This window comes from Parvibaculum sp. (assembly GCF_049671045.1).
Lineage (GTDB): Bacteria > Pseudomonadota > Alphaproteobacteria > Parvibaculales > Parvibaculaceae > Parvibaculum.
In genome coordinates, this window is record NZ_JBATUH010000080.1 from 1 (window position 1) to 23,493 (window position 23,493).

The window sequence follows — 23,493 nt, forward strand, 5'->3', positions numbered from 1 at the left end:
CCGCCCCGCCAATGACGCCGCTCACCGCGCCGACGGCGGCGCCCGCGGTCGATGCGACGGCGCCGATCAGCTCGCCTGCCTGCGCCGGCTGCGCATTCGTGCCCGCGCCCGCCAGCGCGATGAGCGCCACCAATGCCGTTCCCGTGAGCCCGCCTGCAAATATGCGCATATTCGCCCCCAAACCCTGCCGCCGGCAGCGATCTCCGACGGCATTCCGCATCCCTCTTGCGCACAAATATAACCGATGGCGACGCCTCCTTTCACAAGCCGACAAAATATCGTCACGTTGGCTCAATCGGCGGTCCTGCGGCGCCGCATAGCCAAATGCCGGGGATCGCGCTAGAACGGGCGCTTCCCACCGGCAGCGAACCGAAATTCCGGGACCGAAAATGGACATGAAGGCACTGCGGGCGCATGCGCATGAGGTTTTGCGCGATGCGACCATTCCCGAGCTTCCCAATCACTATCAGGGCAAGGTTCGCGACAATTACGACCTTCCGGACGGGCGGCGCATCATCATCGCCTCCGACAGGCTGAGCGCCTTCGACCGTATCCTCGCCGCCATCCCCTTCAAGGGCCGGGTCCTCACCCAGACCGCGCGCTACTGGTTCGAGGCGACCGCCGACATATGCCCGAACCATGTGCTCGAGTATCCCGATCCGAATGTCGTGATCGGCCGCAGGCTCGACATTCTCCCCGTCGAGATCGTCGTGCGCGCCTATCTGGCGGGCACCACCGCGACCTCGATCCTGACGCTTTACAAGAAGGGCGCGCGCGAGGTGTATGGCGTCCGTCTGCCGGAGGGCCTGCGCGAAAACGAGAAGCTGCCCGAGCCCATCATCACGCCGACGACCAAGGCTTTCGATGGCGGCCATGACGAGCCGCTCTCGCCGGCCGAGATCGTCTCAAAGGGCCTGCTCACCGCGGCGCAATGGCAGACGGTGTCGCGCCATGCGCTGGCACTCTTCGCGCGCGGACAGGAGCTTGCCGCGCGGCGGGGCCTCATCCTCGTCGATACGAAATACGAGTTCGGCACCGACGCCGAGGGCAACATCATCCTCGCCGATGAGATTCACACGCCCGACAGCTCGCGCTACTGGCTCGCGGGGAGCTATCCGCAGCGTTTCGCCGAAGGCAAGCGGCCCGAAAGTTTCGACAAGGATTTCGTTCGCAGCTGGGTCGCCGAGCGATGCGATCCTTACAAGGACGATATTCCCGAAATCCCCGCCGATCTCATCGTAGAGACGGCGGCGGTCTATATCCGCGCCTACGAAGCGATCACCGGACTGCCCTTCGACATTCCGGAAGCGCCGGAAGCGCCGCTTGATCGTATCCGCCGCAACCTCGCGCCCTATTTCACTCGAGCCTGATCCCGCCACGCATATGCGGCCGCGAGGGCGTTCGCCTTTTCGCCGCCTGTCCGGCCTGGGGCGCTTCTGGCGAACGGGGCTAGTAGCCCCGTTCCGTCATGCCACCCATTCCGCCGCCGACGCCCATGTGAAGCAGGGGCGCGAACAGCAGCCCGAGTACCAGCGCGACCACGATCGCCGCGACCACGATAGCGGCCGTGTAGATGATGACCTTGTCCTGCGGCGCCTTCATCAGATGCGGCAACCCACGATAGAGAAGGTAGATATTGTAAAGGCCGAGCAGGCCGAGAATGCTCAGGGCCGGGATCAGCGAGAAAATGCCGGCGAGCCATCCCGCCGTGCTCGCATAGGTCGCGAGCTTGAAGGCTTGCACCCGGTCCTTGGTCGCGCCGAATGTCGGCGCCAGCGCCTCGATGATGAGGGCGACGACCGTGACGCTCACCAGGCTCATGACATAGGTCGAGAGAGCATTCGAGATCGCGCCGCCAATCGACAGGCGGAAATGATAGCCCATCGCGCCATAGCCGAAGATGAGGCCGCCAAGCGCGCCCGCCAACGCGGGGATGGCCGCGAGGATGAGGGCATATTCCGTGTAGAGCCTTTGAATGGTCGTCTGTTCGCCGTCAATCTTCGCCCATTCGGCGTCGGGCGTGAGAATGATGTTCTTCACCCGCTCGACAATCGAGGCGGTCTTCGGCTGGTCTGCGTCGCTCATGAACTGCTCCCCCTTGGTCTGGTGGCCCAAACTTGTCCGCATCGGAAGGGTTCGTGTGCCAATCCGTCGGCGGAGCGGACGGTCGTTCGCCGGCGCCGAAGGGGGCCCGTAACCTTTGGAAAGTGTGGGTGCGGGCGGGCCCGCTGTCAAACGCCGTGGTCGCCCGTCTGGCCGCCGCTTCCTCTGTCTCGGGGCGGAATCGGGGCCACCCGGCCCCTGCGCCATGCATCATTAGGTCCTTGGCGCGGATGGCGGGCTGCGACTATAAATCTGGCCAATGTCACGCATTAAGAATGGCCGTGTGCGGCGCGCGTGAACGGGGACGGGGAAAGCATGACCGAAGGCTATGAACTCTACGGCGCCGAGCCGAGCTACTACAGCGGCAAGGTGCGCGCCTATCTGCGCTTCAAGCGCATTCCCTTCGCCGAATATCCCAATACGCCCGAGAACTACCGCAAGGTGATCCTTCCGCGCATCGGCTGGGCGGTCATCCCTGTCATGATCACGCCCGAGGGCGAGGCGCTGCAGGATTCGACCGACATCATCGACGCGCTCGAACTGCGCTTTCCCGAGGCGCCCGTCTATCCCGCGACGGTGAAGCAGCGGCTCGCGGCGCTGCTACTGGAGGTCTATGGCGATGAATGGCTGAAGATCCCGGCCATGCATTATCGCTGGAACCGGAATTACGACTTCGCCATTTCCGAATTCGGCAAGATGTCGGCGCCCGAACTGACCGGCGAGGCGCAGCGCGAAGCGGGCCTCAGGATTTCGAAGCCCTTTGCGGGCGCTCTCCCGTTTCTCGGCGTGACGCCCAAGACCGAAGCCGCCATCGAGACATCCTATGAGGCGCTTCTCGGCGAGCTGGACCGGCACTTCGCCGTCTATGAGTTCCTATTCGGCACGAGGCCCTCGATCGGCGATTTCGGCCTCATCGGACCGCTTTACGCGCATCAATATCGCGACCCGGCATCGGGCGAGCTGATGAAGCGCATCGCGCCCAATGTCGTCGGCTGGGTTCAGCGCATGATGAAGCCGCCCCACCCCAAGGGCGGCGAGTTTCTGGCCCGCGACGAGGTGCCTGCAACAGTTCTGCCCGTGCTTCAGCGCATGATGCGCGAAATGCTGCCCGTTCTCGTTTCGACGGCGCAGCACTTCGCCAAGTGGGTCGACGAGCATCCGGGCGCGAAGCAGGGCACGGAGGAAATTCCCCGCGCCATCGGCATGCATGTCTATGCGCTCGAGGATGCGAAGGAGAACCGCGCGATCTTTCCCTTCGACCTCTGGATGCTTCAGCGCCCGCTCGACTATCTCGCAAGCCTCGATGGGGACGAGAAGGCGCGCGCGAGTGAACTTCTCGCGGCGGTGGGCGGCGAGGCGCTGCTCGATTTCCCGGCCTTCCCACGCCTCACGCGCCGCGATTTCAAGCTCGCGCTGGCCTGATCACTTCACCTGGCCGCCATCGACCACGAGCACCGCGCCGGTGATGAAGCTCGCTCGCGGGCTGGCGAGAAAGAGCGCCGCGTCGGCGATTTCCTCGACCTTGCCGAAGCGGCGCAGCGCCACCTCGCGTCTGATCCAGCGCGCCCAGTCGTCGGGCCGCTCCTTCGTGTTTTTCTCCCACACGCCGCCCTCGAAGAGGATGTTGCCGGGAGCGATCGCATTGACGCGGATGCCTTCCTTGCCGACGAGCTTGGAAAGCGCGCGCGTCGTCTGGTTGACCGCCGCTTTCGACGCCGCATAGGTGACGGCGGTGCCGAGCGCCTCGACGCCGGCTATGGAGGAAATGAAGATCAGATTTGCGCCCTCGCGCTCCGCGGCCGGCCGCTTGACGATGCGCTTCAGCGCCTCGCGGGCCAGGAAGAACGAGCCCGACAGGTTCTGAAGAAGGTCCGCATCCCACAGCTCGTCCGAAACGTCGAAGCCTAGCGGCGCCTTCGACATGCCGACATTGGCGATGACGGCGTGAAGCGCGCCGAGCTTTGCCTCCGTCGCGTCGAGCGCGGCGGCGAGATCGGCCGTGTTCGTCATATCGCCCGCAATGGTGAGAAGGCCGGATGCCGGAACCCCCTCGGCGATGAGCGCCTCGCGCGCCTTGTCGAGCGCCGCTTCGCCCCGCCCGGTGAGGGCGACCCTTGCCCCCTCCCGCGCGAAGGCCTGCGCCATGCCGAAGCCGATGCCCCGGCTCGCGCCCGCGATGAAGACCGTTTTTCCCTTGAGTTCGAGATCCATCATTCCCCCGCCTGGCCGGATTTCATTATACGCACAGTGCAGGCCAAGCCCGCCCCGGCGTCAAGCGGCCTTGCTTGTCGGCGTGTGCGCGCCTGCCTTAGACTTCCCCTCAACCAGAAAAATCGAACGGGAGAAACTCATGGAATACGCCCAGATCAGGGTCGAGAAGCGGGGAGCGGTCGCGCTCATCACGTTGAACCGGCCCGACCGTCTCAATGCGTGGACGCCGCGCATGGCCGAAGAGCTTGGCCATGCGATCTCCGCCGCCAATGACGACCGTGAAATCGGCGCCATCGTGATGACTGGCGAGGGGCGCGGCTTCTGCGCCGGCGCCGATGTCGATCAGGTCTTCAAGGCGCGGGTTGACGGCAAGGATCCCGGCAACGATACGCGCGGCGGCTCGGGCGGCATGCCGGCGGGCGTCGACTGGATCGCGCTTGCCCGTTCGTCGAAACCGCTGATCGCGGCCGTGAACGGCGTCGCCGTCGGCATTGGCGTCACCATGATCCTTCCCTTCGATGTCATCGTAGCGGCGGAAGAGGCGAAGTTCGGCCTCGTCTTCGTCAAGATGGGTATCGTGCCGGAGCTTGCCTCGTCGCATTTCCTCGTTTCCCGCATGGGCTGGGGCAATGCGAGCGAGATGATGCTGACGGGCCGCCTCTATCCGGCGGAAGAGGCGCGCGCGAAAGGGCTTTGCGAATATGTCGTTCCGCAGGCGGAGCTTCTTTCCAAGGCGCTCGAAATCGCCGGGCTGATCGCCGAGAACCCCTCGCGCCAACTTCGCATGACCAAGGCGCTCCTTACCGAGAATGCCTGCACGACCGACCTCGCCCGCGCCCAGAAGCTCGAGACGGATGCGCTCCAGATCTGCTGGACGACGCCGGAGCATCACGAGGCGGTCGATGCGTTCCTCAACAAGCGCAAGCCCGATTTCAGGAAGGTGGCATCATGAGCGTCGTCAATGTCAACCTCCAGCTCAATGACGTGACGCCTGTGCGCCGCGAGCTTGCGCTGGAGGAGGGCTCCGTCTCCTACCTCGAATGGTATGACGGCAAGCACCAGCCGGCCTTCCACTTCGCCCATGCCAACGGCTTCAACGCGCTGACCTATCGCCGCCTTCTCTCGCCGCTTGCGAGCCGCTTCCACATTCGCGCCTGGGACGCGCGCGGCCACGGTATGACGAGCCTGCCCGCGAACCCGCAAGGCCATTCGAGCTGGCGCATCTATCGCGACGATCTGATCCGCGTGGTCGAGGATTTCGCCGCCGAGACGGGCGGGCCCGTCCTGCTTGGCGGCCATTCCATGGGCGGCACGACGAGCCTCATGGTGGCAGCCGAGCGGCCCGATCTCGTGCGCGGCCTCGTCCTCGTCGATCCCGTGCTCGTGCCTTCCTTCGCGCGCATGGTGATGCGCTTCTACCGCATGCTCGGCCGCAAGGGCGGGCCCCTGTCGCTTGCCGATGGCGCCGAGCGCCGCCGCGCGATCTTTCCCGATCGCGCCACAATGCTCGCCTCCTACAAGGGGCGCGGCGCCTTCCGCACCTGGCCGGAAGAGGTCATCGCCGACTATGTGGAGGGCGGCACGAAGCCGCGCGAGGACGGGCAGGTGGAGCTTGCCTGCGCGCCGCAATGGGAAGCGGCGAACTTCCGCGCGCAGGATCACAATATCTGGCACGATATCGGCCGCCTTCGCTGCCCGCTGACGCTGATTTATGCGGGGCCCGCCTCGACCTGCCGCGCGCCTGCGCCGGAGCTTCTCGGCAAGCACGACCCCGAGGCGACAATCCTGCGCATCGGGCAGTCGAGCCATTTCCTGCCGATGGAATATCCCGATGCCGTTCGCCGCGAGACACTGGCGCTCGATGCGCGCCTATCGGCCTGAGGCTGGATAGGCCGCGCGCAGCCCGGCGCCGATCCGCTCCAGCATCATTTCGGTCGAGCCATCGGTGAAGGCAGCGATCTTGGCCGAGGCGAGGTGCCGCCCGAGCGGCACTTCCTCGCGAAGCCCGGCGGCGCCCATGGCCTGAATGCAATCGGAGATGCGCGGCACCGTCACCCGGCCGGCAAGGCTCTTTGCATGCGCCGCCGCCATCACCGCGTCCTGCCCCTCGTCGATGAGGCGTCCGGCATCGCGCGTCAGCGCGCGCAGCGCTTCGAGATCGGTCGCCACGTCGGCGAGCGACCAGCGAAGCCCCTGATGCTCGACGAGCGGCTTGCCGAATGCGTGGCGCGTCGCGCCATAGGCGAGTGCGGCCTCGAGGCTCGCCGCCAGCATGCCGGCGCACATCGCCGCCACATAAACACGCGCGCCGTTGACGCTCTGCATGGCGAGCTTGAAGGCCGTGCCGGGGCCTGCGAGCAGGTCATCGTCGGGCACGAAATAATCCTCGAGCGCGAAGCCGCCCGCGCCGATCGCGTGGCCTCCCATGAGCGCATAGGCGGGCTTGCGCACGAAGCCCGGTCGACGCGCATCGACAAGAAAGCAGGCGATACCCCGCCACCCCGCGCTTGCATCGGTCTGCGCATAGGTGATGAAGATGTCGGCGGCAGCCGCATTGGTGATCCAGCCCTTCTCTCCGGAAAGGAGCCATCCGCCCTCGGCCTTGCGCGCCATTGTGCCGATCGCGGCGAAATCGCTGCCCGCGCCCGGTTCCGAGAGCGCCGTCGCGCCGAAGATCTCGGCCTTCATCAGTGCCGGGACGAGGTCCTCGCGATGCCGCGGCAGAGCGCTCTGGGCGAGCTTCGCGGCGACATTGTGCGTGTTGATCATCGAGAAGACGAAGGGCATGTCCGCGCGCGACATCTCCTCGGCGATGGCGAGCTTGAGAAGATAGCGCGCGCCAAGCCCGCCGAGCGCTGCCGGCACTTCGAGGCCGAGCAGGCCCTCCGCGGCCGCCGCCTTCAGCGCCTCCAGCGGCATCCGCCGCTCGCGCTCCCATCGCGCGGCATTTGGCCGAATGAATTCTTCGGAAAATCGCCGCGCCCGTTCGAGGATTTCGCTCTCCCGCCGGTCGAGCATTGCGCTCAGAAATTCGCTCATGCCTCTCCCCGTTTGTCTTGCGACAGAGTAGCCTTGCTCCCGCACATCCTCAATTCCGCCGGACCGCTCCCTTGCCCTTCTCATTCGCCGAAGCCGATCCCGACCGCTCCGCCAAGGAGGAAATGCTCCGGGCCATGAGCGACGGGGAGCTTGTCGCCGCTTATCGTGAAACGCGCGCCGCCGCCCGGCGCGCCCGCGGCGCGCGCGATATGGAACGGATTTATCCGCTCGTTCGCGGCATGAAGACGATCCTGCGCATCGCGGGCGAGCGCGGGATCGTCATTGCGGCGCGCGCGGACGTCTCAGACGCCTAGTCCCGGCACCACCAGCGCCTCGAGTCTTTCTCGCAGATCGTCGGGAATGGGAATGGCCTTGCGCGTCTCGAGATCGAGCGCGATGGCGACAGCCTCCGCCGTGGCGATCGATTGGCCGCTCTCGAGATCGAAGAGCCAGTGGCCCCAGACATAGGTCTTCGGCCCCACCTCCTTGAGCCCGCTGCGCAGTGTCAGCACATCGCCCACGCGCGGATAGCGCCGGTAATGGAAGCGATATTCGAGCGCCGCCCCGCCGACACGGGAATTCTTGGAGCGGTCGTCGCCGCGCGTCTGGCCGAGAAGGTTCGGAATGGAATCCGAAACGATCCCCATGAAGTGCCGCGTGATGAGAAAGCCCTGCGCGTCGCATTGCTCGGGCTGGACCTCGCCCTGCCATGTGAAGACGAGGTTCATCTTTTCAGCCTCTTCGAGCGTCGGCGCGGTTCGCGGCTCATAGAGTGCGAGGCCGCGTGGCGCGCCATGCTGCGGCAGATCGACGGTGAGCGCCTTGGCGGCGGCCTTGGCCCTGGCGGGCAGCGGCTTCAGCTCGTGCGAATCCGCATCGAGAAGTTCCACATCGGCGCTGAAGGTCGCGGCGACCTCGCCCGAAACCGTGTTCCACATCTCCTCATAGACGCGCAGCCCGAAATCACGCACCTCGAGCACGCCCGCGCGAATGGTGAAGGGCGCGCCGGGGCGCTGCTCGCGCAGAAAGCGCACATGATGGTCGCGCGCGACGAGCCGCGCCCGCTCCGCATCTATGAAGCGCGGGCCGAGGCCGAGATGCACGCCGAGCGCGGCGAGCCCCTGCGTCGCATGCTCCATATAGAACTGCACATTCATGTGCCCCATCTGGTCCGACTGCCATGTCTGCACGCTCGAGCGCGCGACATCGATCATCTGCGCCATCTGTCTGTCCTCATTGCTCGTTACGATATTGAATTCGGTCAGGCGCGCGCGAAGCGGCGCGCGACGCTGTGCGGGATGTGAATGGCCTTGCGGGTTTCGCGGCTGAAGAGAAGGCCGAGGCCCTCGGCGGCGCAGGCCGGTTCGCCCGTGTCGCCGTTGAAGAGCCAGTGGCGATACCGAAGCGTCTTGTCCGTCGCCTCGACAAGGCCGGTTCTGACGATGATGGTTTCGCCCGCCATCAGTTCGCGGAAATAGCAAAGCCGCATTTCGACGGTTGCGGTCGCAAGCCCCTTGGCCGCCTGTTCATGCCGGCCGAGCCCCGCATGCGCCCACATATGGCCTTGCGAATCCGAAAAGCGCGCCATGAAGAAGCGCGCATTCATATGGCCGTTCGTATCGCATTCCCAAGGGTTCACGACGGAACGGTTGCTCTCGATCATCTGGAGTTCATCGGCGCGGGCGAGCGAGACGTCGCGGTCGAGCGCTTCGCGCGGCAGGCCGCGCGGAGCCGCATGGGCGGGAAGATCGCCCATGAGCGCCAGCGCCTTTTCGCGCGTGGCCTCGGGCCAGGGCGTGAGCCTGCGCGTCGCGAGATCGAGGCAGCCGACATTGACGACGAAAGTGGCGGCGAGCCTGTCGTCGAGAATCTCGCGCATCTCCTGATACATGAGCATCGTCTTGTCGCGCATCTCGATGACGCCGGAGCGCACGAGCACGAGATCGCTCGTGTGCAGCTCGCGGTGAAAGCGGATGTGATGCTCGAGCGCGACATAGCCGAGCCCGGTTTCGCGCTGATGCGCATGGCCGAGCCCGATCGCGGCGCGGAAATTGTAGGAGGCGTCCGATGTCTTGCCGATATAGTGCTGGATGTTCATGTGGCCCATCTCGTCGCATTCCTGCAACGAGACATAGCCGCGATAGGTGTCGATGAACCCGCTCATCGCGCGATGTCCTCGAGCGTATGAATGTGAGGGGCGAACTGCGCGCGCTCCTCGTCCGACAGGCCGACGGCGCGGCGCTTGTCGAGGTCGAGCAGCACCGCCGTCACCTCGCTCGTCGCGGCGAGCAGGCCCGTCTCTCCATTGAACATGAAATGGCAGAGGCGGATCGTCTTCGCCGCCACCTCGACGAGCGCTGATTTGACGATCAGTATGTCCCCGGAGACGACCTCGCGCACATAGTTGAGCCTCTGTTCGAGCACGACGCTGCCGCGCCGCTCGCGCAGCAGGCGCTGCTTGTCCATGCCGATCCCTTGCCAGAGATGGCCGGACCCGTCCGAATAGCGCGAGATATAGAACTGCGTCGCCATATGGCCGAAATCGTCGCAATGATGGCGAGCCACGGGCCCGCGATAGATTTCGATGAGGCCCCTGGCGTCCGCCTGCGCGAGCGTGATGTCGGGAAGCCGCGTCTCGCGCCGCACGCTGCGCGCCTCCGCATGTTCGGGCAGCGGGCCGATGAGCGCGCGGCCCCGCTCGAGCGCCTCGTCCGGCCAGGGCGCGAGCTTGCGCGTCTTCATGTCGAAATGGGCGCTGACGGCGACCATGGTTGCCGCCGTCTCGTCGGTCGCCGCGTTGAGAAGCTCGTGATAGACGACGAGCGTGCGCGGCCGCATGTCGATGAGGCGCGAGCGCATGCGCACCATGTCGCCTGCGTAAAGCTCGCGGTGAAAGCGATAATGCTCCTCGAGCGCGATCATGGTGCGGCCCGTTTCGCGGATCGCGCTCGGGCTGAGGCCGAGCTCGTGCCGCAAAAAGAAAGCGCCGTCCGATGCACGGGCGACATAGAACTGCACGTTCATGTGCCCATTGTCGTCGCACTCCCAGGTGTTGACCGCGCCCCGGAAGCTGTCGAAATAGCCGTTGGCTAGAGACATGCCGCAGATCAACCCGTCACGCGTGCGAGGAAGGCGTCGGCGCGCGCATTCGCGGCTCTGGCGATCTCTCCCGGAAAGGCGACGAAGCCATGCGCGCCGCCCGGATAGACGGCAAGCTCCGCTTCCCTTCCTGCCGCCACCCAGCGCGAATACATGAAGAGCGTGTCGTCGAGAAGCGCGTCGCGCGTGCCGATGGTGAAGAGGGCGGGAGGCATGTCCCTGAGATCCGCGTAAAGCGGCGAGATGTCGGGATCGCGCCGGTCGAGACCACCGGGCAGAAAGGCATCGCCGAATTTCGCGATATCGACGGTTCTGAGAATGAGCCGCTCGTCGCCGAACTGCTGCTGGCTCGGCGTCATCGAAAGATCGAAGGCGCCGAAGACGAGATTGGCGCCGCTGAAGCCCGTGAAGCCGTGCCGGTCGCGCATTCTGAGAAGCGTCACTGCGGAGAGATGCCCACCCGCGGATTCACCGCCGATGGCGAGCCTGTCCGTGCCGAATTCCGCCTTCGCGTTCCGCGCGAGCCAGAGCGCCGCCGCCTCGCAATCGTCCGGCCCGGCGGGATAGGGGTTCTCGGGCGCGAGCCTGTATTCGACGCTGACACAGGCAAGCCCCGTATTGGCCGCGATCCGCTCCAGCATCGGGTCCTGCTGGTCGGCGGCGCCGAGCACCCAGCCGCCGCCATGAATATGGAGATAGACGCCCTTGGGATTTTCCGGCGCGATGATGCGCAACGGCACCTTGTGGCCGTTCTTTCCCTCGATATGCAGCGTGCGGGCGCGCTCCGATTTCGGCGCGAGCGGAAAGGCTCCTTCGCCGCGGGCGCGGGCATCGCGCACCTTCTGCGCGCCCACATCCCACCATTCCTCCATCCCGGCCATGGCCTTGATGATGGCGTCATTGATGGCCCGCGTTTCGGCGGAAATCGCCTCGGGGCGGAAGAGAGCCGGATGGAACGGATTGTTGCCTGACATGAATTGCCTCCCATTTTCTTTTCAGGGAGTAGACCGGATTCTGCGCTTTTCGTCTAATATGAACATGAAGGAGGCCCGTGCGATGGAAACAGCGCTCGTGCTCAGGGTGCCGGAAGCGGAGGAGGCGGTATCGCATTGGCGGCGCCGTCACGATCCCTCGGCGACCGAGGGCATGCCTGCGCATGTGACGCTCGTCTATCCTTTCAGGGAATGGGACGAGATCGACGCCGCGGCGGAGGAAGCGCTCGCCTTCCTTTTCGCGCGCGCCCATCCCATCGAACTGCATTTTGCCGAAACCCGGCGCTTTGCGTCCATTCTGTGGCTTGCGCCTACAAGGCCCGAGCCCGTGATCGCGCTGGTGCGCGCGATGCGGCTCGCCTTTCCCGAAAATCTGCCCTATTCGGGCGCCCATGCCGAGACGGTGCCGCATCTGACTGTCGCTCATGCCGCGGAGAGCGAGGGCGCTCAGGCGGAACTCGACCGCATCGAAAGGGAGTTTCTCGCCGAGGCGCGCCGGCACCTGCCCATTCGCGCCCGCATCGAGGAAGTCTCGCTCTTCCGCAAGGAAAGCGGCGGCTGGCGCGAGGCGCGGCGCTTCGCATTGGGCAAGGGCTGAAGTTTTCGCCCGGCCAGCCGCGCCCCGGAAAGCCGCGTCTCAGACGGATGCGGCATAGGGCGGCGCGGGATCGTACTGCATGCCGATCTGGGTCGCCCTTGCGTGGTCCTCGCCATGCATCTGCCCGACGAGCCAGAGCGCCATGTCGATGCCAGCCGAAACGCCTGCGGAGGTGACGACATTGCCGTCGCGCACATAGCGCAGCCGCTCGACGACTTCGGAGGCTTCGCCGCGCTTGCGCAGCGCGTCGACAAAGGCCCAATGCGTCGTCACGCGCTTGCCCCGCGCAGGGCCCGCCGCCGTCAGCAGCATCGCGCCCGTGCAGACGCTCGTCACCCATTCGCAGCCGGCTGCGACGCGCCCGATCCACTCGAGCAGCGGCCTGTTGTTCACTTCCCGCCGGGTGCCCTGTCCGCCGGGAACGAGCAGAAGGTCGAGCTTCGTCACATTGGCTGTGGCGGCCATCGGCTCGACGCGCATGCCCTTGGCGCAGGTCACGGTCTTTCCCGTTTCGGAGATGAGGACGACCTTGTCGGGCCGCCGGTCTTCCGACCGCGCGAACATCTCGTTCGACATGGTGAAGACTTCGTAGGGCCCGACGAAATCGAGTTCCTCCACATCGTCGAAAATAAGAATGCCGATGGTGCGTTCACGGGACATGAGGGTGCTCCTCCATTGTGAAGCTCGTGTTGAGCGGGCGCTTCGCCGTCTGGAAGCGTTCGCGATAGCGATGGGGCGTGACGCCGAACTGGCGCAGAAAGGCCCGGCGCATGCGCTCGGCCTGTCCGAAGCCTGCATCGAAGGCGATGGTTTCGATCGGCAGCGCGCCTTCTGTGAGCTTTCGCCGCGCCTCGTCGAGCCGAGCGCGCTCCACGAAGTGAGCGGGCGTCGTGCCCGTCTCCTCCACGAAGCGCCGCGCGAAGGTGCGCTCGCTCATATGGGCGACGCGCGCCAGCACCGGAACGGTGAGGTCGTCGCGCGGGTTTTCCACGATATGCGTGCAGACCCTCGCGATCCGCGCATCGTCCACGCCTTGCGCGGCGAGCTGGGCGGAGAATTGCGACTGGCCGCCGGGGCGCATCATGAACATGACGAGATGGCGGGCGATGTGAAGCGCGTGCTCGCGGCCGAGATCCTCCTCGACCATGGCGAGCGCGAGATCCATGCCCGCTGTCACGCCGGCCGATGTCCATATGTCGTCGTCGCGCAGATGGATCGCGTCGTCATCGACCTCGACGAGGGGATAGCGCTTGCGCAGCGAGGCGGCCCATGCCCAATGCGTCGCCGCGCGGCGCCCGTCGAGGAGCCCCGCTTCCGCGAGCAGAAAGGCGCCGGTGCAGATCGAGGCGATGCGCCTCACATGCCGCGATGCCTCGCGGATGAAACCGATGACGGCCTCGTCGTTCAGGAGCTTTCGGCCGCCCTCGCCGCCGGAGACGATGAGCGTGTCTATATTCGCCATGTCCTGCGCGGTGAGATCGCCGAGCCCGCGCGTGGCGACGAGATCGAGCCCGCAAGTGGTGCGAAAGGGGCCCGCATCGGGCGCGATCAGCTCGATCGTATAGGCGGGATGTCCTTCGCCGTCTTCGGCGGCGGAAAAAATCTGCAAGGGCCCCGCCACGTCGAGGATCTGCGCATCCTCATAGGCGAGCATCGTCACCTGTCTGCGGCCGGGGTGGTGGCCAGGGTGGTGGCCAGCGTGGCGGTCAGTGTGGTTGGCAGGGCGGCGGGCGGGATCGGGCGTCGTCATGCCGTTGAGACTAGGCCGCCCGCGGACTGGCGGAAATGCCAAATGACAGGCAATTTCGGCCAGATCACGGAAAGCGGCTTAAGGCTCGCGCGCAGTTCTGAGCCCGCCAAGCGCCAGCGCGATCATCGCCGCGATGGCGCCCAGAATTCCGGCCATGAAGAGCAGGAAATCGAGCGTGTTCCAGTCGAGGCCGGTAATGCCGGTTCCGCGCCCGCCGGTGAGGGCCGAAATCGTCGATGCGACGACATTCGTCCAGCCGGCGGTGACGAGGCCCCAGAAGACGACCCTCTGCGCCGCCTGCGACAGCGACAGAAAGCCCGCCGCCGCCGCGCTCGCGATCATCAGAAGGCCGTTCAGCACGCCTTCGAGATGCGCCATATGCCAGGCCCTGAGGGCCTCGGCCGTGTCCGCTGGCGCATCCGGCGCGATCGACGCGACCACTGCGGAGCCATAAGGAAAACCGGCCGCGAATCCGGCCAGCAGAACGAGTGCGCCGTTGACGACCAGCAGCGCCTGCAATTCCCTTTTCATATCATCCCCCGAGACGGGCCCGCCTCAGGCCCTGAGCGTGCACTTGCCGTTGTTGATGACGACGACGTCGCGCTCCTTCACGCGGGCGCGGAAGGAGACGATGTTGCCGTCCTTCCAGAGATCGACCGCGATCGTCTCGCCGGGGAAGACGGGCGAAGAGAAGCGCACGTCGAAGCCGGTGATGAGCGTCGGGTCGTAATCGCAGATGGGCGAGCTGATGATCGCGCGGCACGTCGTGCCATAGGTGCAGAGCCCGTGCAGGATCGGCTTCGGAAAGCCGGCGGCCTTGGCAAAATCGGGATCGGAGTGGAGCGGGTTGCGGTCGCCGGAGAGGCGATAGAGCAGCGCCTGGTCGGGCCGCGTGTCCGCCTCGACCGTCATGTCGGGCTGGCGCTCCGGCAGCTTGTGGGGCTCGGGCGCGCCTTCGCGCGGACCGCCGAAGCCGCCATCGCCGCGCGCGAAGATGGTCGATTGCAGCGTGCAGAGCTTGTCGCCGCTCTGGCGTTCGCGGATCACCGATTCTGTGACGATGATGGCGCCCTTGTCCTTGCCCTTGTCCCATGCGCCGATGACGCTGCTGTCGACGCTGATCTTTGCGGCGGCGGGAAGGGGCTTGTGCAGCGTCAGCTTCTGCTCGCCATGCACGACCATCAGATAGTTGATGCCGCTATTGGCCATACCGCCCGCGCCCCAGGCGATGACCGTCGCCTGCGTCGGCACGGTCCTGAGGTTCTTCTCATAGACGAAGGGGAGCTCCTTCGCGTCGAGCGGGTCGCGGCCGAAGCCGACCCCGAGCGCATAGAGCATCGTCTCCCGGTCGCCATACTGGAATTCCTGACCGAGCGCTTTGGACGCCATCAGTTTGTCGTAGTCGATTGCCATGGGGCACCCTCCCTCAAGCGTGATTTGCTTTGTTGGGCCATAGCAAAGCCGGAATGTCCGCCTTCCGCAAGACGGCTCGCGCCGACGTCGCGGCGGCCTCAGCGTTCGCCCAGTACCTTCCAGAGGCTCGTCGCCGTCATCACGCGCTGATCCCCCACCGTGAAGACCGCCGATATGAAGATGATGGCGCGCGTCCTGTGATCGACGCTGGTGCGGCAGGAAATCGTGTCACCGAGCTTCGCCTCGCCGAGCTGGCTCGCCTGCATGCTGAGCGTGACGCAAGACCGTCCGCCCGTTCCGCGCCACGCCGCGCCGCCCATGAAGGCGTCGGCGAAGGTGAGCATCATGCCTTCGTGAACCGTGTCGTCCTCGCGCACATGCCGCTCGTCGGCGATGAAGGCCGCGATGCGCGCGCCATCCGCCTCGATGCGCTCGAACTGCGGGCCGACATGCGCCTCGAACGGATCGAATATCTCCACCGGCGCGAAGCCCTCGGGCGCCGCGACGCCGCTCATTGTCGGCAGAGGGCGGCGCACCGGCGCGTTTGCCTTCCGCGCTTCCGTCATTTGCCTTCCGTTCCGGCCTGGACGGCATAGACGCCGGACGCCGTCATCAGCATGCGCGGGCCGACCCGCAGATCGCCCGAAATGAAGAGCACGCTCTTCGTCGCGCGCGTCACCTCGGCCCGGCCCTCTATGCGCTCGCCCCGTTCGCCCGCGCTCACGAAATCGCAATTGATGGAAAGCAGCCGGACATCCGCGCCCGCATCGCGCGCCTGCGCGGCCGATCGCGCGACCTCGCCCAGAACGATGGAGGCCAGCGTCATCATCATGCCGCCGTGAAGCCGGTCGGCGCCGTTCAGATGCTGCTCGGCGATGTCGAAGACGAAGACCTCGCCATTGACGTCGTGCCCGCGAAAGACCGGGCCGGCAAATCCGGCAAAGCCCTTGGACTGGACGGGCGCGAAGCCCGGCGGAATGCTCTTGGCCAACTGGTTCATGGGAACTCGCTCGATAGCAACTTGTGGAATAGGGATGGGCCTTATCTAGTCCCCCTCGTCAGGGCGGAAAAGAGAGAATGCGGCGCGAGGCCGCTCTTTGGCTAGAATGGCCCCATGCGACAGGCAACCACCATCCTTTCCGTACGAACGAACGGCCGTGGCTTCACGGACATCACCGCGCGGCTTCGCGGCTGGGTGGAGGGGCAGGGCATGCGCGAGGGGCTTCTCACCCTGTTCATTCGTCACACCTCCGCGTCCATTATTGTTCAGGAGAATGCCGATCCGGATGTGCTTTCCGACCTGATGGACGCTTTCGAGCGTCTCGCGCCTCGCGGCGCGCCCTATCGCCATTCGACCGAGGGGACGGACGACATGCCCGCCCATATCAAGGCCGCGCTCACGGTGGCAGGGACTTCTATCCCTCTGATTGACGGGCATCTTGCGCTCGGCACCTGGCAGGCGGTCTATCTTGTCGAGCACCGCGACCGGCCGCATACCCGCGAGATCGCGCTTCACCTCCTCGGCGAATAGCGCGAAGGCCGCGGCCCCCTCCTTCACTTTATTACCCATAACCGCATTTTTCCGCAGGGCTGCGGGGCGGCGCCCGGAACGCAGGGGAGGCGGGGAGATTCTTCTTTCCGAACCGGCGCCTGGCCGTCTATGGTGCGGCTCAAATCGTCGGGGCGTCCGCCAGGAATGCTCCACAAAAGACCGGGCAACCGGCGCCGAAATCCAATTCCATCGGAGGATCTCCATGTCGAGAGAAGCAGTCATCGTTTCCACGGCCCGTACCGGCCTTGCCAAGTCCGGCCGCGGCGGCTTCAACATGACCCATGGCGCGGCCATGGGCGGCCACGCCATCAAGCACGCCATCGAGCGCGCGGGCATCGAGCCGGGCGATGTCGAGGACGTCACGATGGGCTGCGGCAATCCCGAGGGCGCGACCGGCATGAATATCGGCCGTCTGTCCGCCATCTGGGCCGGCTGCCCCGTCACCACCTCGGGCTCGACGCTGAACCGCTTCTGCTCCTCCGGCCTCAACTCTATCGCCATCTCGGCCGGCCGCATCGTCAATGAAGGCGTGCCGATCGCCGTCGGCGCGGGCGTCGAGTCGATCTCGCTCGTCTCCATGGGCGGCATGAACACGAAGAACATCACCGAAGAAAAGCTCATGGCGACCTATCCGGCGCTGTGGATGCCGATGATCGAGACCGCCGACATCGTCGCCAAGCGCTACAATGTCAGCCGCGAGTATCAGGACGAATATTCGCTCCGCTCGCAGCAGCGCATCGCCGCCGCCCAGGCCAGCGGCAAGTTCGACTACGAAATCGTCCCCATGCAGACCAAGATGAAGGTCGTGGACAAGGCCACGGGCGAGGAGAAGATCGTCGACTACACGGTCACGAAAGACGAGTGCAACCGTCCGGAAACGACGCTTGAGGGCCTCGCCTCGCTGAAGCCCGTGCGCGGCGAAGGCAATTTCGTCACCGCCGGCAACGCCTCGCAGCTTTCGGACGGCGCGGCCGCCGTCGTGCTCATGGAGCGCAAGGAAGCCGAGAAGCGCAACAAGGACATCCTCGGCGTGTTCCGCGGCTTCGCGGTCGCCGGCTGCGAGCCCGACGAGATGGGCATCGGCCCGGTCTTCGCCGTGCCGCGCCTCCTCGAGCGCCACGGTCTCAAGGTCGACGACATCGACCTCTGGGAGCTGAACGAAGCTTTCGCCAGCCAGTGCCTCTATTCGCGCGATCGCCTCGGCATCGACCCCGAGAAGTACAACGTCAATGGCGGCTCCATCGCCATCGGCCACCCCTTCGGCATGACCGGCGCGCGCTGCGTCGGCCACATCCTGCTCGAGGCGCGCCGCCGCAAGGAAGCGGGCCAGAAGCTGAAGTATGGCGTCGTGACGATGTGCATCGGTGGCGGTATGGGCGCCGCCGGCCTCATCGAATTCGCCTAAGCGATTTCAGCGGGGCGCCGCGGGCCTCATCGAATTCGCGTAATTCGAACACTCGGATGCGGAAAGGCCCGCCGGCAACGGCGGGCCTTTTTGTTTGATATGTTCGCCTGCAAACAAGAGCTGTCATCCCGGGCTTGTCCCGGGATTCAGGGCCGGGGTGACATCGAGTGCCAATGCGGGGAGGAAACCCATGCGCTATTTCGACGATTTCGTCGTCGGCGAACGCCACGAGATCGACGCCATCTATGACATGACCGAGGAGGAGATCGTCTCCTTCGCGCGGAAATGGGACCCGCAGCCTTTCCACATCGACAGGGAAGCCGCCGCGAAATCCGTCTACGGCACGCTGACGGCCTGCGGCACGCATATTCAGGCGGTGGTGCTCTGGCTCGCTGCGCGCCTGCCGGAGGAAACCGCCGTCATCGGCGCGCTCGGCTATGACGAAGTGCGCTTCCACAAGGCGGCGAAACTCGGCGACCGCCTTCGCCTCGTCATCGAATGCATCGAGACGAAGCCCTCATCGTCGAAGCCCGACCGCGGCGTGGTGAAGAACCGCCACACGCTCGTCAATCAGGCGGGCGAAACCGTCTTCACCCAAACGACGACGCTTCTGATCGCGCGGCGGAAATGACTGTCGCCGATTCGTCTGTCTGACCCGGGAGCTTGAGCGGCAAGTTCGTCGCTGGCGGCCCTGGATGCCGGATCAAGCCCGGCATGACGAGTGTGGAGGGGGCGGTGCGGAAGGGCCGCTGAAACACGCGCTCTTTGAACCCTCTCCCCAAGGGGGAGAGGGCAGGGTGAGGGGGCGCCCCTAAAGCCCCAGCACCAGCTTCGCCATGATGCCCCGCTGGATCTCGTTCGAGCCGCCATAGATGGACGCCGCGCGATTGTTGAGATAGCGCGGCATGACGGTGAGGCCGTGAGCGGGACCGATGGGCGCGATGTTCGAGCCCGGCTCGCGCGCCGCTCTCTGATCGGCGTTCGCGTAATAGGCGAGGGCCTCGACGGCGAGTTCGTCGATCGCCTGCGTCGTCTCCGTGCCGCGCGTCTTGAGCATGGAGGAAGCGGGGCCGGGGTTCTTGCCGCCCGCGAGTTCCGCCATCACGCGATGCTCGGTAATCTCCATCGCCTTGACCGAGATCTCGGTCTCGTCGAGCTTGCGCCGGAAGGCAGGCTCGTCGATGAGCCTCGTGCCGTCGCCCGCGCGCTCGGCCATGGCTATGGCGCGGAGCTTTTCGAGGCCGACCGCGAGGCCCGCCGCATAGGCGCCGCCGCGCTCGAATTCGAGCAGATATTTCGCCACCGTCCAGCCTTCATGCTCGGGGCCGACGCGGTTCGCCTTCGGCACGCGCACCTCGTCGAAGAAGACCTGGTTCACCTCATGCTCGCCCGCAAGCGTGATGATCGGCTCGACCTTGATGCCGGGCGTATTCATCTCGAGAAGGAGGAAGGTGATGCCCTCCTGTGGCTTGCCGTCCCATTTCGTCCGCACGAGGCAGAACATGCGATTGGCGAAATGGGCGTGCGTCGTCCAGATCTTCGAGCCGTTGAGCACATAGTCGTCGCCGTCCGAGACAGCGCGGAGCTGAAGCGAGGCGAGATCCGAGCCCGAGCCCGGCTCCGAATAGCCCTGGCACCAATAGTCTTCGCCTTTGAGGATGCGCGGCAGATAGAAGGCTTTCTGTTCCGGTGTGCCGTATTTCATCAGCACCGGCGCGCACATGCGAAGTCCCATGGGCGAGAGATGCGGCGTGCCCGCACGCGCGCATTCCGACGCCCAGATGTATTTCTGCATCTCCGTCCAGCCCGTGCCGCCATATTCGACCGGCCAGTTGGGCGCCACCCAGCCCTTCTCATAGAGGATCTTCTGCCAGGCGAGATTCCACTTCTTGTCCGTGAAGACGCTGGTGGTGAGGCTTCCCGCTTCCTTCAGTTCCGGCGTCAGCTTTTCATCGAGGAAGGCGCGCACTTCGTCGCGGAAGGCAGCATCCTCGCGCGTGAAATTGAGATCCATGGAGGGGCCCCGATCTTGAAGCGCCCCCGGATTTGGATTGCCGGGGGCGCATGGGATTGCGATGCGCGAAGGAATTTCCGCTTGTCAGAGCCCCAGCACGGCCTTCGCCATGATGTTGCGCTGAACCTCGTTGGAGCCGCCATAGATCGACGAGGCGCGGGTGTTGAGATATTTGGCCATCGGCATCAGCGCGTGCTCGGGCCCGACCGGGGCGACATTGGAGCCCCAGATGCGCGCCTCGACGACATGCGGCCCCGCGTAATAGGCGATGGCCTCGATCGCGAGTTCGGTGATCTTCTGATTCGTTTCCGTCCCGCGCGTCTTGATGATCGAGGACGCGGCGCCGGGGTTCTGCCCGTTCGACAGCGCCGACATGATGCGGTGCTCGGTGAACTCGACCGCCGTCACCTCGACATCCGTCTCGTCGATCTTGCGGCGGAAAGCCGGATCGTCGATGAGGCGCGCGCCGTCGCTGGAGCGCTCGTCGGAGGCGATGCGGCGCAGCCTGTTGAGCCCGTTGCGCAGATTGGCGCCATGCGCCGAGCCGCCCCGCTCGAATTCGAGCAGGTATTTCGCCACGGTCCAGCCATTGTTCTCCGCGCCGACGAGGTTCTTCTTCGGCACGCGCACATCGTCGAAGAAGACCTGATTGACCTCATGGTCGCCCGCGAGCGTGATGATCGGCTCGACCTTGATGCCGGGCGCCGACATGTCGTCGATGAGGATGAAAGAAATGCCTTCCTGCGGCTTCGCCTTGGGGTCGGTGCGCACAAGGCAGAACATCTTGTTGGCGATATGCGCGCCCGTCGTCCAGAGCTTCGTGCCGTTGATGACATAGTCGTCGCCATCGGCGACCGCGCGGGTCTGCAGCGAGGCGAGGTCGGAGCCCGAGCCCGGTTCCGAATAGCCCTGGCACCACCAGTCCTCGCCCGAAAGGATGCGCGGCAGGTAGTAGTCCTTCTGTTCCTTGCGGCCATGGCCCATCAGCGTCGGGCCGACCATGGAGAGGCCCATATTGGAGGAGATGGGCGCGCCCGCCGCCGCGCATTCCGAAGCGAAGATGAAACGCTGCATCACGTTCCAGCCCGGCCCGCCATATTCCTTCGGCCAGGACGGGGCTGACCAGCCGCGCTTGTGCAGCCGCTTCAGCCATTCGACCCTGAGGTCGTGATCGGCGAGGATGCCGGGCGTCAGCCGCGCATGAGCCTTGAGATCGTCGGTCAGATTTTCGTCGAGAAAGGCCCTTACCTCGTCGCGGAAGGCGACATCCTCGGCCCGCATGGCGAGATCCATCTTTTCCTCTCCTGTATTTCGTCCGGCCTCGTGTTTTTGCTCGTCTCGCCGGCTCTTTGCCCTTTACAGTATAGGCCTGAGCCAAATCCGGTCCATCGCGTTTGCCGCTCGCCGCCTGTTCATCGATGGGTGACGCACGGTCAGCCTTGGTCTGGATCCGGAGCCCGCCCACAGAAATAAGGAATCCGATTGCCGGGATGGAAGTTGCCAATCACATCATCCTGATCGTCGCGGTGCTCGTCACCTTTGCGATCTTCGCCAGCGTGCTTTCCTCGCGCATCGGCGCGCCCGTCCTGCTCGTATTTCTCGGCCTCGGCATGCTGGCGGGCGAGGACGGGCTCGGCGGCATCCACTTCTCGGATTTCAAGGTCGCCTATCTCATAGGCTCTGTCGCGCTGGCGCTCATCCTTTTCGATGGCGGCTCGCGCACGAGGCGCGATGCGTTCCAGCAGGCGGGCGCGCCGGCGCTGATCCTGGCGACCGCCGGGGTCGTGTTCACCGCCCTCATCACGGGCGTGGCGACGCATTACCTCCTCGGCCTCGAATGGGTGGAGGCGATGCTCCTTGGCACCATCGTCGGCTCGACCGACGCGGCCGCCGTCTTCTCGCTCCTCCATCTGAAGGGCCTGCGGCTCAAGCAGCGCGTCGCCGCGACGCTCGAGGTCGAATCCGGCATCAACGATCCGATGGCGATCTTTCTCACTCTGATCCTCGTGCAGGTGGCGGCGAGCGGGGAGAGCCTGCAACATGCGCTAGCCCACCCGCTGCCGCTGCTGTGGGATTTCGCCTGGCAGCTTGTCGGCGGCGTCATCTTCGGGGTCGTCGGCGGACAGATCGTGCTGCGCGCCGTCAACCGTCTGCAGCTCTCGGCGGGGCTCTATCCGATCCTTGCCTGCGCGCTCGCGCTCGTCGTCTTCGCGACCACCCAGGCCGCGGGCGCCAGCGGCTTTCTCGCGATCTATCTCGTTGGCTACCGCCTCGGTAACAATGCCCACCGCGCGACGGCGGAAATCGCCCGCTTCCTCGACGGCATGGCCTGGCTGTCGCAGATCGGCCTCTTCCTCATGATGGGGCTTCTCGTCACGCCGTCGCGGCTCCTGCCGATCCTGCTTCCTGCCCTTGCGATTTCCGCGGTGCTGATGCTGGTTGCCCGCCCGGTGGCGGTCGCGCTCTGCATCTGGCCGTTCAAGTTCACGCGCGAGGAAGGCGGGTTCATTTCCTGGGTCGGCCTGCGCGGCGCCGTGCCGATCTTCCTTGCCATGATCCCGGTCATGTCGGGCCTCCACAATGCCTATGTGATCTTCGCCGTCGCCTATGTCGTGGTGCTGACCTCGCTCATCGCGCAAGGCTGGACCGTGCCCCGCATCGCGCGCATGGCGGGGCTCGAACTGCCGCCGCGCCCGAGCCCGCGCGCCCGGGTCGAGCTCGGGCTTCCCGCCGGCGTCGGCCGTTCCGTGATCGCCTATACGGTCGATCCCATGAGCATCATGGCGCTGCGCCGTCCGCGCCGCCTGCCGCTGCCTCCGGGCACGGAAATTCTCTCCGTCATGCGCGAGGGGCAGGTGCGCACGCTCCAGCCCGGCGACGGCTTCAATGGCGGCGATCTCGTCATGCTGCTGACGGAGCCCGATGCGCTTCCCTCGCTCGACCGCCTCTTCGGCGCGCGAAAGGCGCGGCCAAAGGCCAAGGGCATCGGCCCCGTCGATTTCACGCTCGACGCCGAGGCCAATGCGGGCGAGGTCGCCGAAATGTATGGCTTCATGGTGACGCCGCATGAGCGCGGCCTCTCGCTCGCCGGTCTCATGCAGGCGCGCCTCGGCCGCGAGATCGAGGTCGGGCAGCGCATCCGGGCGGGCTCGGTCGAACTCGTCGCCATCGCCCTCGATGCGGAACGCGGGCCGAGCAAGGTCGGGCTCGATCTCGATCCGCCGCCGCCGCAAAGCGCGATGACGCTGCTCCGCCTGCGTGCGAACGAGATCAGGAATTCCGTGCGCGAGATGTTCCTGTCCTGATTTTGTCTCACC

The 23,493-nt window shown here is 65.6% G+C and carries 25 protein-coding genes; 10 read left to right on the plus strand and 15 right to left on the minus strand.

The window, feature by feature from the left end; genetic code table 11:
- Positions 1–395 precede the first annotated feature (395 nt).
- Positions 396–1,370 (plus strand): phosphoribosylaminoimidazolesuccinocarboxamide synthase, encoded by a 975-nt coding sequence (locus WBG82_RS09485; RefSeq protein ID WP_424424180.1) that lies wholly within the window; start codon positions 396–398, stop codon positions 1,368–1,370.
- A 79-nt stretch (positions 1,371–1,449) separates the two neighbouring features.
- Here the strand turns inward: WBG82_RS09485 and WBG82_RS09490 are convergent, their stop codons facing one another.
- Positions 1,450–2,085, minus strand: coding sequence for a Yip1 family protein (locus WBG82_RS09490; RefSeq protein WP_424424182.1), 636 nt, complete (start codon positions 2,083–2,085; stop codon positions 1,450–1,452).
- Positions 2,086–2,418: 333 nt separating this feature from the next.
- Between WBG82_RS09490 and WBG82_RS09495 the strand changes: the two genes are divergently transcribed.
- Complete coding sequence (locus tag WBG82_RS09495; RefSeq protein WP_424424184.1) at positions 2,419–3,525, plus strand: glutathione S-transferase family protein; 1,107 nt, start codon at positions 2,419–2,421, stop codon at positions 3,523–3,525.
- Here the strand turns inward: WBG82_RS09495 and WBG82_RS09500 are convergent, their stop codons facing one another.
- Complete coding sequence (locus tag WBG82_RS09500; RefSeq protein WP_424424186.1) at positions 3,526–4,317, minus strand: SDR family NAD(P)-dependent oxidoreductase; 792 nt, start codon at positions 4,315–4,317, stop codon at positions 3,526–3,528. It lies immediately after the preceding gene.
- Between the two features lie 136 nt (positions 4,318–4,453).
- Between WBG82_RS09500 and WBG82_RS09505 the strand changes: the two genes are divergently transcribed.
- The gene (locus tag WBG82_RS09505; protein ID WP_424424189.1) at positions 4,454–5,266 is read left to right on the plus strand and encodes an enoyl-CoA hydratase/isomerase family protein; all 813 of its coding nucleotides are present in this window, start codon (positions 4,454–4,456) and stop codon (positions 5,264–5,266) included.
- A complete protein-coding gene (locus WBG82_RS09510) occupies positions 5,263–6,195 on the plus strand; it encodes an alpha/beta fold hydrolase (protein WP_424424191.1) in 933 nt (310 codons plus the stop codon). Before WBG82_RS09505 ends, WBG82_RS09510 begins: the two co-directional genes overlap by 4 nt.
- On the opposite strand, the gene WBG82_RS09515 is transcribed toward WBG82_RS09510, so the two are convergent.
- On the minus strand, positions 6,184–7,353 hold the full coding sequence (locus tag WBG82_RS09515) for an acyl-CoA dehydrogenase family protein (protein ID WP_424424193.1): 1,170 nt from the start codon (positions 7,351–7,353) through the stop codon (positions 6,184–6,186). The two genes, WBG82_RS09510 and WBG82_RS09515, sit on opposite strands and share 12 nt — an antisense overlap.
- Positions 7,354–7,424: 71 nt before the next feature.
- Between WBG82_RS09515 and WBG82_RS09520 the strand changes: the two genes are divergently transcribed.
- Positions 7,425–7,667 (plus strand): hypothetical protein, encoded by a 243-nt coding sequence (locus WBG82_RS09520; RefSeq protein WP_424424195.1) that lies wholly within the window; start codon positions 7,425–7,427, stop codon positions 7,665–7,667.
- Here the strand turns inward: WBG82_RS09520 and WBG82_RS09525 are convergent.
- Genes WBG82_RS09525 through WBG82_RS09540 form a run of 4 tightly spaced genes read right to left on the minus strand, consistent with a single transcriptional unit; the run spans position 7,656 to position 11,426 of the window.
- Positions 7,656–8,576 (minus strand): acyl-CoA thioesterase, encoded by a 921-nt coding sequence (locus tag WBG82_RS09525; protein ID WP_424424198.1) that lies wholly within the window; start codon positions 8,574–8,576, stop codon positions 7,656–7,658. The two genes, WBG82_RS09520 and WBG82_RS09525, sit on opposite strands and share 12 nt — an antisense overlap.
- Positions 8,577–8,614: 38 nt before the next feature.
- Positions 8,615–9,517 carry an acyl-CoA thioesterase gene (locus tag WBG82_RS09530; RefSeq protein WP_424424200.1) on the minus strand — a complete coding sequence of 301 codons (903 nt, stop codon included), beginning with the start codon at positions 9,515–9,517 and terminating at the stop codon, positions 8,615–8,617.
- Positions 9,514–10,452, minus strand: coding sequence for a thioesterase family protein (locus WBG82_RS09535; protein WP_424424202.1), 939 nt, complete (start codon positions 10,450–10,452; stop codon positions 9,514–9,516). The genes WBG82_RS09530 and WBG82_RS09535 overlap by 4 nt, the downstream gene beginning before the upstream one ends.
- An 8-nt stretch (positions 10,453–10,460) precedes the next feature.
- Positions 10,461–11,426 (minus strand): alpha/beta hydrolase, encoded by a 966-nt coding sequence (locus WBG82_RS09540; protein ID WP_424424204.1) that lies wholly within the window; start codon positions 11,424–11,426, stop codon positions 10,461–10,463.
- A gap of 82 nt (positions 11,427–11,508) precedes the next feature.
- Here WBG82_RS09540 and WBG82_RS09545 point away from each other — a divergent pair, with 82 nt between their 5' ends.
- The gene (locus WBG82_RS09545; protein WP_424424206.1) at positions 11,509–12,042 is read left to right on the plus strand and encodes a 2'-5' RNA ligase family protein; all 534 of its coding nucleotides are present in this window, start codon (positions 11,509–11,511) and stop codon (positions 12,040–12,042) included.
- 39 nt (positions 12,043–12,081) lie between these two features.
- On the opposite strand, the gene WBG82_RS09550 is transcribed toward WBG82_RS09545, so the two are convergent.
- The 6 genes from WBG82_RS09550 to WBG82_RS09575 all read right to left on the minus strand — a co-directional run bounded on the left by WBG82_RS09550 (position 12,082) and on the right by WBG82_RS09575 (position 16,205).
- Positions 12,082–12,702, minus strand: coding sequence for a DJ-1/PfpI family protein (locus tag WBG82_RS09550; RefSeq protein ID WP_424424209.1), 621 nt, complete (start codon positions 12,700–12,702; stop codon positions 12,082–12,084).
- Positions 12,692–13,792: a GlxA family transcriptional regulator gene (locus WBG82_RS09555; RefSeq protein ID WP_424424211.1), complete on the minus strand. Its 1,101-nt coding sequence runs from the start codon at positions 13,790–13,792 to the stop codon at positions 12,692–12,694. Before WBG82_RS09555 ends, WBG82_RS09550 begins: the two co-directional genes overlap by 11 nt.
- A gap of 78 nt (positions 13,793–13,870) precedes the next feature.
- On the minus strand, positions 13,871–14,323 hold the full coding sequence (locus WBG82_RS09560; RefSeq protein WP_424424213.1) for a hypothetical protein: 453 nt from the start codon (positions 14,321–14,323) through the stop codon (positions 13,871–13,873).
- 24 nt (positions 14,324–14,347) lie between these two features.
- Complete coding sequence (locus tag WBG82_RS09565; protein WP_424424215.1) at positions 14,348–15,205, minus strand: MaoC/PaaZ C-terminal domain-containing protein; 858 nt, start codon at positions 15,203–15,205, stop codon at positions 14,348–14,350.
- A 98-nt stretch (positions 15,206–15,303) separates the two neighbouring features.
- Positions 15,304–15,771: a PaaI family thioesterase gene (locus WBG82_RS09570; RefSeq protein ID WP_424424218.1), complete on the minus strand. Its 468-nt coding sequence runs from the start codon at positions 15,769–15,771 to the stop codon at positions 15,304–15,306.
- Positions 15,768–16,205, minus strand: coding sequence for a PaaI family thioesterase (locus WBG82_RS09575; protein ID WP_424424220.1), 438 nt, complete (start codon positions 16,203–16,205; stop codon positions 15,768–15,770). The genes WBG82_RS09570 and WBG82_RS09575 overlap by 4 nt, the downstream gene beginning before the upstream one ends.
- A gap of 114 nt (positions 16,206–16,319) precedes the next feature.
- Between WBG82_RS09575 and WBG82_RS09580 the strand changes: the two genes are divergently transcribed.
- The 3 genes from WBG82_RS09580 (at position 16,320) to WBG82_RS09590 (ending at position 18,793) form a co-directional block, all read left to right on the plus strand.
- The gene (locus WBG82_RS09580; RefSeq protein WP_424424222.1) at positions 16,320–16,736 is read left to right on the plus strand and encodes a secondary thiamine-phosphate synthase enzyme YjbQ; all 417 of its coding nucleotides are present in this window, start codon (positions 16,320–16,322) and stop codon (positions 16,734–16,736) included.
- Positions 16,737–16,959: 223 nt separating this feature from the next.
- Entirely contained in the window at positions 16,960–18,162 is a 1,203-nt protein-coding gene (locus tag WBG82_RS09585; RefSeq protein WP_324299174.1) for an acetyl-CoA C-acyltransferase, read from the plus strand.
- Positions 18,163–18,352: 190 nt separating this feature from the next.
- Positions 18,353–18,793: a MaoC/PaaZ C-terminal domain-containing protein gene (locus WBG82_RS09590; RefSeq protein WP_424424225.1), complete on the plus strand. Its 441-nt coding sequence runs from the start codon at positions 18,353–18,355 to the stop codon at positions 18,791–18,793.
- A 180-nt stretch (positions 18,794–18,973) separates the two neighbouring features.
- Here the strand turns inward: WBG82_RS09590 and WBG82_RS09595 are convergent, their stop codons facing one another.
- Both WBG82_RS09595 and WBG82_RS09600 read right to left on the minus strand, forming a co-directional pair.
- Positions 18,974–20,176, minus strand: a complete 1,203-nt coding sequence (locus tag WBG82_RS09595) for an acyl-CoA dehydrogenase family protein (RefSeq protein WP_424424227.1) — start codon at positions 20,174–20,176, stop codon at positions 18,974–18,976.
- 84 nt (positions 20,177–20,260) lie between these two features.
- Positions 20,261–21,469, minus strand: a complete 1,209-nt coding sequence (locus tag WBG82_RS09600) for an acyl-CoA dehydrogenase family protein (RefSeq protein ID WP_424424230.1) — start codon at positions 21,467–21,469, stop codon at positions 20,261–20,263.
- Positions 21,470–21,666: 197 nt separating this feature from the next.
- On the opposite strand from WBG82_RS09600, the gene WBG82_RS09605 reads away from it, so the two are divergent.
- A complete protein-coding gene (locus tag WBG82_RS09605; protein ID WP_424424233.1) occupies positions 21,667–23,481 on the plus strand; it encodes a potassium/proton antiporter in 1,815 nt (604 codons plus the stop codon).
- Positions 23,482–23,493 lie beyond the last annotated feature (12 nt).